Annotated in this window: 8 protein-coding genes; 4 read left to right on the top strand and 4 right to left on the bottom strand. The window is 73.2% G+C overall.

Features of this window, described 5'->3' with window-relative positions:
* Window positions 1-6: 6 nt before the first annotated feature.
* Complete coding sequence (locus tag AC07DU_RS12665) at window positions 7-1062, bottom strand: ferredoxin reductase (protein WP_479027318.1); 1056 nt, start codon at window positions 1060-1062, stop codon at window positions 7-9.
* A gap of 87 nt (window positions 1063-1149) precedes the next feature.
* Between AC07DU_RS12665 and AC07DU_RS12670 the strand changes: the two genes are divergently transcribed.
* Entirely contained in the window at window positions 1150-2289 is a 1140-nt protein-coding gene (locus AC07DU_RS12670; RefSeq protein WP_479111128.1) for a PucR family transcriptional regulator, read from the top strand.
* A 262-nt stretch (window positions 2290-2551) separates the two neighbouring features.
* Here the strand turns inward: AC07DU_RS12670 and AC07DU_RS12675 are convergent, their stop codons facing one another.
* Complete coding sequence (locus tag AC07DU_RS12675) at window positions 2552-2848, bottom strand: DUF7489 domain-containing protein (protein ID WP_479111130.1); 297 nt, start codon at window positions 2846-2848, stop codon at window positions 2552-2554.
* Window positions 2849-2988: 140 nt separating this feature from the next.
* Here AC07DU_RS12675 and AC07DU_RS12680 point away from each other — a divergent pair, with 140 nt between their 5' ends.
* A complete protein-coding gene (locus tag AC07DU_RS12680) occupies window positions 2989-3303 on the top strand; it encodes a transposase family protein (RefSeq protein ID WP_479111169.1) in 315 nt (104 codons plus the stop codon).
* Here AC07DU_RS12680 and AC07DU_RS12685 read toward each other — a convergent pair.
* Both AC07DU_RS12685 and AC07DU_RS12690 read right to left on the bottom strand, forming a co-directional pair.
* On the bottom strand, window positions 3275-3730 hold the full coding sequence (locus tag AC07DU_RS12685) for an N-acetyltransferase family protein (protein ID WP_479111132.1): 456 nt from the start codon (window positions 3728-3730) through the stop codon (window positions 3275-3277). The genes AC07DU_RS12680 and AC07DU_RS12685 overlap by 29 nt on opposite strands.
* Window positions 3731-3911: 181 nt before the next feature.
* Window positions 3912-4349: an SRPBCC family protein gene (locus tag AC07DU_RS12690; protein WP_360893676.1), complete on the bottom strand. Its 438-nt coding sequence runs from the start codon at window positions 4347-4349 to the stop codon at window positions 3912-3914.
* Window positions 4350-4551: 202 nt separating this feature from the next.
* On the opposite strand from AC07DU_RS12690, the gene AC07DU_RS12695 reads away from it, so the two are divergent.
* Together AC07DU_RS12695 and AC07DU_RS12700 are read left to right on the top strand one after the other, a co-directional pair.
* Window positions 4552-8487, top strand: a complete 3936-nt coding sequence (locus tag AC07DU_RS12695) for a Pls/PosA family non-ribosomal peptide synthetase (RefSeq protein ID WP_479111134.1) — start codon at window positions 4552-4554, stop codon at window positions 8485-8487.
* A 90-nt stretch (window positions 8488-8577) separates the two neighbouring features.
* Window positions 8578-9993 (top strand): M1 family metallopeptidase, encoded by a 1416-nt coding sequence (locus AC07DU_RS12700; RefSeq protein ID WP_479111136.1) that lies wholly within the window; start codon window positions 8578-8580, stop codon window positions 9991-9993.
* Window positions 9994-10320 lie beyond the last annotated feature (327 nt).

Below are 10320 nucleotides of genomic sequence, written 5' to 3' on the forward strand. Positions count from 1 at the left end.
GTGCTCCTACCGTTCGATGTCGCAGGGGCCCGCCGCGGCGGACACGCAGGTCTGGATGAGGACGCCCGGCTCGGCCTCGGTGATCTCGCCGGTGCGCAGGTCGCGGACGGCGCCCGCCTTGAGCGGCGTGATGCAACCGAAGCAAATGCCCATGCGGCAACCGGAGGGCATGAGCACGCCGGCCTCCTCGCCGACGTCCAGCAACGGCGTGGCGCCGTCCGCGTCGACGGTCTTGCCCGTGGCGCTGAACGTGACCTCGCCGCCGTCGCCGGCGACGATGATGCCCGGGCGGAAACGTTCGGTGTGCAGGCGCTCTGGGACGCCGTGCTCGCTCCAGTGCTCTTCGGCGGCGTCGAGCAGGCCCGCGGGCCCGCAAGCCCAGGTCTCGCGCTCGGCCCAGTCGGGTACGAGTTCGTCGAGACGGGTGATGTCGAGCAAGCCGTCCGTGTCGGTGTGCACCTCGGTGAGCCGCAGCTTGTTGTCCGCGACCAGGTCGTGCAGTTCGCTGCGGAAGATCACGTCTTGCGGCTGTGGCGCGCAGTGGACCATGACGACGTCGTCGAACCCGGTGTCGCGCAGCATGCCCATCACGGGCGTGATGCCGCTGCCGGCGGTCAGGTAGAGCACCTTGGCGGGCTTGGCCCGCGGCAGCACGAAGTCACCGGTCGGCTGGTCGAGCTGGATCAGCGTCCCCGGTGTCGCCTTGCGGACCAGGTGGTTGCTGACCTTGCCGTCCGGGATCGCCTTCACGGTGACCGTGATGCGGCCGTCCTGGCGGTTCGTCGGCGAGGTGAGGGAGTAGGCACGCCACAGGCGCACCCCGTCGACGTCGACCCCGATCCGCACGTACTGACCGGCCGTGTGGCCGCGCCAGCCCCGTCCCGGCCTGATCACGATAGTCGCGGCGTCACTCGTCTCGGGGTGCACGGCCTCGATGCGCCCACGTAGGTCAGCGCCCGCACGCAGCGGGCTGACCAGGTCGAGGTAGTCCGACGGCAGCAGCGGCGTCGTGACCATCTCCAGCAGTTTCCACGCCCTGCTGCGGAGGGCTGCACTCGTCATGACTCCAGCTTGCTGCGTCTCAAGGGGTAAAGTCCTGACCGCAGGATGTAAATTTGATCGGCTGAATTGTTCGCAGGGAACAAAACCGTGAGCCATGCAATCCGGAGGGCCAGCGAACTGGCCCTGGATGAGACGACGGTCACCGCACTCCGGGCCGTGCTGAAGACCACCGCCGACGAGGTCGTCCAGGCGATCATCGACGAGGTCCCTCCCTACGCCAACGCCCTTTCGGGCCGCATGGGCGCCACCATCCGCCGAGCCGTCCGTACCGCCCTGGGGCACTACCTGGACCTCGCGAGCGGGAAGGCCACAGGCGGCGACGCCGGTGACGCGGCCTACGAGCTGGGCCGCGGCGAGGTGCGCGACGGCCGTTCGATGGACGCCCTGCTCAGCGCCTACCGCGTGGGCGCCCGCGTGGCCTGGCGATGCCTGGCAGCGGGTGCCGTACCCGTAGGTCTGCCCGCCGCCGAGGTCGCCAAGTTCGCCGAGCTGACCTTCGCCTACATCGACGAGCTCTCTGCCGCGAGCGCCGCGGGCCACGCCGACGAACTGGCCGCCCGGGGCCGGGCCCACGAGCGCCACCTGGAACACCTGGCCCGCGACCTCCTCACCGGCGCGAGCCCCGACGTGCTGCTGGCCTCTGTTCAACGGGCCGGGTGGCAGCCTCCGGTTTCACTGACCGCGGTCCTTCTGCCCGCCGCCCAGGCCCGGCCTGCCTACCGCGTGCTCGACCCGAGCACCCTCGTCCTCGACGATCTGCCGGACGCCACGGGTGTGCTGCTCGTCCCCGATGCCGACCGATCACATCTCTTGCGGCAGCTGACCGACCGCACCGCCGTGGTCGGCCCGGCCCGGCCATGGACCCGTGCGTCCGCCTCGTACGCACGAGCCGTGCGCGCGCGCTCCCTCTCCTCCGATATTCGCGACACCGAGGACCACCTGCCCGAGCTGGTGCTGAGCGCCGACGCGGACGCGTTCGCAGACCTGCGTGCCCGAGCCCTCGCACCGTTGCGGACCTTGCCTGTCGCGACGGCACGGCGGCTGGAGGAGACGTTGCGAGCGTGGCTGCTGCACCAGGGCCGGCGGGACGAGGTGGCGGCGGCGTTGTTCGTCCATCCCCAGACGGTCCGGTACCGGATGTCGCAGCTGCGGGAGCTGTTTCCGGATCTCGCATCGCCACAGCGGGTCCTTGAACTGACGCTGGCGGTCGGTCTCCGGGGCAGCTGACGCGTACTTCGACCGTCCACTGCGCTGCGCGGACTGGGGCGCGTAGGAGACCTCGCGCAGGCCAGCCGCGATGCTGCGGTTCCCGGCCTGACGGAGGGTGTCGGTGCGCGAGCCGCGCGCGGTCTGCGGTGTCCCGGTGCGGCCCCGCGTCCCGTCGGCGTGCCTGCGGGCCTTCGGGCAAGCCGAGTGCCTGGTACAGGGCCGTGAGGTGGTCGCGGGCGGCGAGGGCGTGCCGGGCGGTGCGGCAGAGCTGTTCGCTCCGTTACTCCGACCGCTCCGGCCAGCGCCTGCCCCACTCCTTGACCACCCGGTCGCCGACGGCGAGCGACCGATACGTCCGGTCGTTCACCTCGATGCTGAGCTCCCGCCCCTCGTCGGTGCGGATGTGCATCATGCAGTGGCCCGTCGGGCCGTAGGTACCGATCGACGTGCTCACCTCCCGGCCGGTGACCTCCCCGGTGTAGGCGTCCTTGCTCTCGCGCAACCCGCGCGCGGCGATCATCGCCAGGACCATGGCGAGCGGGCCGGCGGAGAGGAGCAGGACAACGGTGTTCGACATGTGCGACCCCCTGCATCGACGACGGCACAGGCCATCCACGGCAGCGTACCGGTCTTGTGGGCGCCAGCCCAGAAGGCTGCCGCCAGTCTGCCACCGTCTGCCTGATCAAGTCGCCCAACCCCGCCCCACGCGAACTGCCCGTGCTGACGCATCGGTTGACGACTCTGCCTGACCCGCACGACCGTCGCGGACGACGACACTCGCTGGTCGCGGTTCTCCTCACCGCCGCCTGCGCGGTCCTGGTCGGCGCCGGTCCTACCCGGCGATCGCGCAATGGGCCCGCCACGCTCCCAGCACACCCTCGCCGGCTCGGCATCCGCGCCCACGGACCGCTCGGGGTCCGCCCTCCGCCGTCCGCCTCCACCCTTCGCCGCGTCCTGGTCGCGGCCTGCCCCGGCGGCCTGGCCGACTTGTTGACGCGGCCGCTCAGCGGGTGGGTGTCATGTCGTAGGTGACCCACATGGTCCGCGTGGCCACCTGGTCGTACTTCGACCTCGCCCGGTGGTTGTCGTCGGCCGTGATCCACCGCACCACGCTCCAGCCGCGCTCGGCGGCGAGCGCGCGCAGTGCGTCGAGCAGGGCGTCGGCGGCGCCCGAGCCGCGGTGCTCCGGCGCCACGAACAGGTCGTCGAGGAAGCAGCCGACCGTCGCGGAGAGCGGCCGGGCGAAGGGGCGGTAGTGGGCCAGACCGAACAGCCGGCCGTCGGGGCCCTCGGCCACCAGGGCGCCGACCTCGTGGCCGGGATCGGTCACCCACGACCACACCGTGGCGGCCGCCTCCTCGGTCTGGTCCACCTGGTAGAAGTCGGCGTAGCCGCGGTACAGGGCGCGCCACTGCGCGAAGTCCTCGGGCCGTACGGCTCGTACCGTGATGTCGGACATGGGCTGGACTCCCTGATCGAAGGCGTACGGAGGGGCGGAACGCGGAATCGATCATCCTGGAGCCGGTCGGCCGGGGCAGTCACCGGGGTGTCGCACATCGGGCCGCCGCAGCACCGCCGTGGACAGGTGCCCGGGCGGCCGGGGGCTGATAAGGGGTGTACTGCGGATCACGCCCGGCGGGTCACGTCCAGTCGTCGGGGCCGGGGTCGCCGCCCTCCGCCCAGGTCACCAGGCGCCGGACGTAGTGCGTCCAGGCCTCGGCGTGGGCGGCGTACGCGTCGGGGGAGGGCAGGCCGCGGTGCGTCAGGCGCAGTCGGGTGCCCTCGTCCACCGCTTCGAGCGTGATCTCCACGGTGCTGGAGCCGGGCGGTACGGCCTCGTCGCCCTCGGCCCAGCCCCAGGTGAAGACGATCCGCCCGGGCGGTTCGATCGCGAGGAACCGCCCCGCGGCGACGGCGTCACTCCGCACGGTGGTCCGGTAGGCGCCGCCGGGCTCGAAGGTGAACTCCCCGTCCTCGCCCATCCACGCGAGCCACTTGTCGTCTTCGGTGAGGAAGGAGAACACCGTCGCCGGGCGAGCGGCGATGTGCCGCTCCAGCGTGACTGCGTCCGTGTTCACGGCCCGGTCACCTCCGCTCTGATCGCCCCCGCACCCGGTGTTCGCTTTATCGCTACTTCCCGGCCACGCGCAAGGCTTCGACCGGAAAATTCTTGATGGCGCACTAGACTGGCGGGCTGTTCGGCGCTGGAACGGAACAACCCGGGCAGACCCGGGCTCCGCCGGTGACCCGGTCGCCACCGGGAACGAGACGCGAGGGCCGATGTCAGCCACACCTGAGCGCGGTGACGTCACTCTGCTCGACGACGGCGCAACTCTGCTCGACGACGGCGCACCGCGCGAGGAGTCCGTCAAGTTCGCCCGGTTCACCGCCGGGCCCGCCGCCCCGCCGCGCACCCTCGTCGACGTCTTCGAGGACTCCGTACGGGCGTACCCCGACGAACTCGCCCTGGACGACGGCACCGAGCGGCTGACCTACCGGGCGCTGGCCGCCGTGGTCGAGCGCCGGCGGCGCTCCCTGGCCGCCGCCGGGGTGGGGCTCGGCGACCGGGTGGGCGTACGGGTGCCGTCCGGGACCAACGAGCTGTACGCGGGCATCCTCGCCGTACTCGCCGCGGGCGCGGCCTACGTACCCGTCGACGCCGAGGACCCGGACGAGCGCGCCGAGCTGGTCTTCGGCGAGGCGGGGGTGCGGGCGGTGCTGGGCCCCGGAGAGCGCATCGCCAGGACCGACGCCGCCCCCGACGACAGCAACCGCCCCCACCCCGACCGCCCCGGACCCGAGCACGACGCCTGGATCATCTTCACCTCCGGCTCCACCGGCACACCCAAGGGGGTCGCCGTCAGCCACCGCAGCGCCGCCGCCTTCGTGGACGCCGAGGCCGCGCTGTTCCTCACCGAGGAGCCGATCGGGCCCGGCGACCGCGTCATGGCCGGCCTGTCCGTCGCCTTCGACGCCTCCTGCGAGGAGATGTGGCTGGCCTGGCGGCACGGCGCCTGCCTCGTGCCCGTCCCCCGCTCCCAGGTGCGCAGCGGCGCCGACCTCGGCCCCTGGCTCGCGGACCAGGAGATCACCGTGGTCTCCACCGTCCCCACCCTGGCCGCGCTCTGGGAGCCCGAGGCCCTGAACGAGGTCCGGCTGCTGATCTTCGGCGGCGAGGCCTGCCCGCCCGAACTGACCCAGCGCCTGGTCACCGAGGGCCGCGAGGTCTGGAACACGTACGGGCCCACCGAGGCCACCGTCGTCGCCTGCGCCGCGCTCCTGACCGGCGAGGAGCCCATCCGGATCGGCCTCCCGCTGACCGGCTGGGAACTGGCCGTGGTCGACGAGTCCGGCGAGCCGGTGCCGATGGGCGGCAGCGGCCAGCTCGTGATCGGCGGCGTCGGCCTCGCCCGCTACCTCGACCCCGAGAAGGACGCCCAGAAGTACGCCCCCCTTGAATCCCTCGGCTGGCAGCGCGCCTACCGCAGCGGCGACCTCGTCCGCGCGGAGCCGGAAGGGCTGGTCTTCCTCGGCCGCGCCGACGAGCAGATCAAACTCGGCGGCCGGCGCATCGAGCTGGGCGAAGTGGACGCCGCCCTCCAGGCCCTGCCCGGCGTCGCCGGCGCGGCCGCCGCCGTCCGCACGGCCCGCAGCGGCAACCAGCTCCTCGTCGGCTACCTCGTCGTTCAGGAGGGCTGGGACCACGCCGCGGCCGTGACCCGGCTGCGCGCCGAACTGCCCGCGGCCCTCGTGCCGCTGCTCGCCCCCGTCGGCGAACTGCCGACCCGCACCTCCGGCAAGGTGGACCGCGACGCGCTGCCCTGGCCCCTGCCCGAAGCGCAGAGCACCGGCCGCACCGAGCAGTTGTACGGCACCGAGGCCTGGCTCGCCGAGCAGTGGAGCGAGACCCTCGGCGTGGCCGTCACGGGGGCCGACGACGACTTCTTCGCCATCGGCGGCAGCAGCCTCGCCGCCGCGCAGCTCACCACGCGGCTGCGCACGCGCTACCCGGGGGCGGCCGTACTGGACGTCTATCAGCAGCCCACGCTGCGCAAACTGGCCCGGCGGCTGGAGAAGTCCGTACGGGACGACGGCGCCGCACGGGCCGTCGTACCGGTTCCGCTCCGGTCCCAGGTGGTGCAGTGGCTCCTGCTCCTCCCGCTCTTCACCCTGGTCGGACTGCGCTGGACGACGGTGGCGCTGGCCCTGGGCAACGTCCTGCACTGGTTCGGTCCCTATCCCTGGGCGCCGGCCGCGTCCTGGTGGCTCGTCGCCGCCGGCGCGGCGCTGTTCTTCAGCCCCCCGGGCCGGCTCGCGCTCGCGGCCGGCGGCGCCCGCCTGCTGCTGCGCGGGGTCACGCCGGGACGCCACCCACGCGGCGGAAGCGTGCACCTGAGGCTCTGGACGGCCGAGCGGCTCGTCGAGTGCGTCGGCGCCACCTCGCTCACCGGCTCCTGGCTGGAGCGCTACGGCCGGGCTCTCGGCGCCAAGATCGGCCCCGAGGTGGACCTGCACTCGCTGCCCCCGGTCACGGGCATGCTCAAACTCGGGCGCGGCTGCGCCGTGGAGTCCGAAGTCGACCTCTCGGGGCACTGGCTGGACGGCGACCGCCTCGAAATCGGCCCGGTGAAGGTCGGCGCGGGCGCCGTGGTCGGCACCCGCAGCATCCTCTTCCCCGGCGCGCGCGTCGGCAAGCGCGCCGAAGTGGCCCCCGGCTCCGCCGTCGTCGGCCAGATCCCGACCGGCCAGCGCTGGGCCGGAGCGCCCGCCGGCAAGCTCGGCAAGGCCAAGCGCAACTGGCCCAGGGAACGCCCGCCGCGCTCGGTCCACTGGCGCGCCATGTACGGGGCGACCGGCTTCGGGCTCACCGCCCTGCCCGTAATCGCCGCGCTGCCCGCCCTGCTCGTGGCAGGCCGGTTCGTGCCCGCCGACGCCGGGCTCGTCCCGGCCCTGCGCGGAGCCCTGCTCGCCGTGGTCCCCGGCGCGCTCGCCTACGGGTTCGCGTACGCGCTCCTGCTGCTGGTCGGCGTCCGCCTGCTCAGCCTGGGCCTGCGCACCGGAAGCCATCCGACGCACAGCCGCGTCGGCTGGCAGGCCTGGACCGTCACCCAGCTGATGGACCTGTCGCGCGGAACCCTCTTCCCGCTGTACGCCGGGCTCATCACGCCGGTGTGGCTGCGGCTGCTCGGCATGAGGATCGGCCGCGGCGCGGAGGTGTCCACGGTGCTCGCGCTGCCGAGCCTGACCACCGTCGGCGAAGGCGCCTTCCTCGCCGACGACACCCTGACCGCCCCCTGTGAACTGGGCGGCGGCTGGGTGCGGATCGGGCACTCCGAAATCGGCCGGCGGGCCTTCCTCGGCAACTCCGGAATGACCGCGCCGGGCCGCACCGTACCGGACGACGGGCTGGTCGGAGTCCTGTCCGCGACCCCCAAGAAGGCCAAGAAGGGCAGCTCGTACCTGGGTCTGCCCCCGGTCCGGCTGCCGCGGTCGGCCGCGGAAGCCGATCAGAGCCGGACGTACGATCCCCCCGCGCGCCTGCTGTGGGCCCGGGGTCTGGTGGAGCTGTGCCGACTCGTCCCCGTCTTCTGCTCGGCCGCGCTCGCCGTACTGACCGTGGCGGCGCTCTGCGCACTGCTCACCACGACCGGTCTGGGGACCGCGGGCGCCGCGCTGCTGTCCGGAGCGGTCCTGCTGGCCGCCGGCACGGCCGCCTGCCTGGTCGCGATCGCCGCGAAATGGCTGCTGGTGGGCCGTCACCGGACGGGCGAGCACCCGCTGTGGAGCGGCTTCGTGTGGCGCAACGAGCTGGTCGACACCTTCGTCGAGGTGCTGGCCGTCCCGTGGCTGGCCGGATCCGTACCCGGTACGCCGCTCCTGGCCCTGTGGCTGCGCGCGCTCGGGGCCCGCATCGGCCGGGGCGTGTGGTGCGAGAGCTACTGGCTGCCCGAGACGGACCTGGTGGCGCTGGGCGACGCGGTCAGCGTGAACCGGGGCTGTGTCCTGCAGACTCACCTCTTCCACGACCGGATCTTGAGGACGGATACTGTGGTCCTCCGTGAGGGCGCCACCCTGGGCCCGGGCGGAATCGTCCTGCCCGGCAGCACGGTCGGGGCCCGCAGCACCCTGGGCCCCGCCTCTCTCGTCATGGCCGGGGAATCGGTCCCCGCTGACAGCCGCTGGCTGGGCAACCCGATCGAGGCGTGGCGGTCCTGACGGGGCCGCGGCGGCGCCTCGGCGGCGCGGCACCGGCACACCGGCACACCAGCACGTCGTACGAGCACAGCGCAGGGAGCGGAAGCGGCAGTGAGCGGCCCCAACACAGCGGCACCGGCGGCACCGGACCCGTACTTCCCGGCCAACGGCGACGCCCGTTACCGCGTGCACCGGTACGAACTCGCTCTGGAATACCGCCCCGGTCCCAACCGCCTGGCCGGAACGGCCCGGCTCAGCGCGATCGCCGGACGCGCCCCGCTCACCGAGTTCCACCTGAACCTGGCCGAGTTCAAAACGAGCCGGGTCCTGGTGAACGGCCGGGCGCCGCACTACACCCACCGCGGCGGCAGACTCCGGATCCGGCCCGCCAAGCCGCTGCCCCCCGGCGCCGCCTTCACCGTGGAGGTGCACTGGGCGGGCAACCCCAAGCCGGTGCGCAGCCCCTGGGGCGGCATCGGCTGGGAGGAACTGACCGACGGCGCGCTGGTGGCCAGCCAGCCGGTCGGCGCGCCCTCCTGGTACCCGTGCAACGACCGGCCCGCCGACAAGGCCTCGTACCAGATCTCCGTCAACACCCCGTCCGCCTACACGGTGGTCGTCGGTGGCCGGCTGCTCACCCGTACGACCAGGGCCAGCACGACCACCTGGGTGTACGAGCAGTCCGCGCCGACCTCCAGCTACCTGGTCGGGCTGTCCATCGGCATGTACCAGACGGTGCTGCTCGGCGACCCCGGGCTCGGCGGCGTCCCGCAGAGCGCGCACGTGCCGGCGCACCTGCTGCCCCGCTTCTCCCGCGACTTCGCCCGGCAGCCCGCCATGATGCAGCTGTTCGAGGAGCTGTTCGGGCCCTACCCCTTCGGCGAGTACGCGGTGGTCGTCGCCGACGAGGAACTGGACGTCCCGGTCGAGGCCCAGGGGCTCTCCCTGTTCGGCGCCAACCACGTGGACGGCGTGCGCGGTTCGGAGCGCCTCATCGCCCACGAGCTCGCGCACCAGTGGTTCGGCAACAGCGTGACCATCGCCGACTGGCGGCACATCTGGCTGAACGAGGGATTCGCGAAGTACGCGGAATGGCTCTGGTCGGAGCGCTCCGGCGGCCGGACCGCACACGAACTGGCGGCCGCCGCACACCGCCTGCTGGCCTCGCAGGCGCAGGACCTCCGGCTGGCCGACCCGGGGCGCAAGCTGATGTTCGACGACCGGCTGTACCAGCGCGGCGGCCTCGCCGTGCACGCGGTCCGCTGCGCCCTCGGCGAGGACGCGTTCTTCCGGATGCTGCGCGACTGGGCCTCGGTGCACCGCCACGGCGTGGTGACCACCGCCGGTTTCACCGCCCACGTGGCCCGCTACGCCGCCGGCCCGGTGGACGACCTGCTCGCGGCCTGGCTGTACGAGCCGTCGCTCCCGCCGCTGCCCCCGGCGCCCGCGCCGCCGTCGATGCCGGCGCGGCCGTCCCACCCGCCCACGAACGGCGGGCCGGCCGGGCGGGGGAGGGCCTCCGGGTAGGGCAGCTGCGAGACCGGCGGAAGCTATGTAGCCATTATGGCGAGAGTCACACAGACGCGATACGCTGCGTCGGTGCGACGTCACCAGCCGTCGCCGCCCCGGCCCGCCGCCGTCGACCGACGGTGTCCGGCGCCGTCTCCCCGCCCTTCTCCGCCCGGACCGCAGCGTGAGGCGTACCGCGCCCGCCGCCGTCCGCCGGACCGGTGCATCCGCCTCCCGTTCCCTCCCGCGCCCCTAGGCCGTCTCTTTCGGATCTTGTCGGGCCCGTGTCGTCCGGCACCGCACCTCGCCGCGTTGTCGGGGCGCCCGAGTACGTCCAGTACTCGG

It is taken from the genome of Streptomyces sp. NPDC045695 (assembly GCF_056432025.1).

Excerpts from the sequence above, each read along its gene's own strand:
- AC07DU_RS12665 (WP_479027318.1), bottom strand. The coding sequence starts at position 1,062 with ATGACGAGTGCAGCCCTCCGCAGCAGGGCGTGGAAACTGCTGGAGATG.
- AC07DU_RS12685 (WP_479111132.1), bottom strand. The coding sequence starts at position 3,730 with ATGTCCGACATCACGGTACGAGCCGTACGGCCCGAGGACTTCGCGCAG.
- AC07DU_RS12675 (WP_479111130.1), bottom strand. The coding sequence starts at position 2,848 with ATGTCGAACACCGTTGTCCTGCTCCTCTCCGCCGGCCCGCTCGCCATG.
- AC07DU_RS12695 (WP_479111134.1), top strand. The coding sequence starts at position 4,552 with ATGTCAGCCACACCTGAGCGCGGTGACGTCACTCTGCTCGACGACGGC.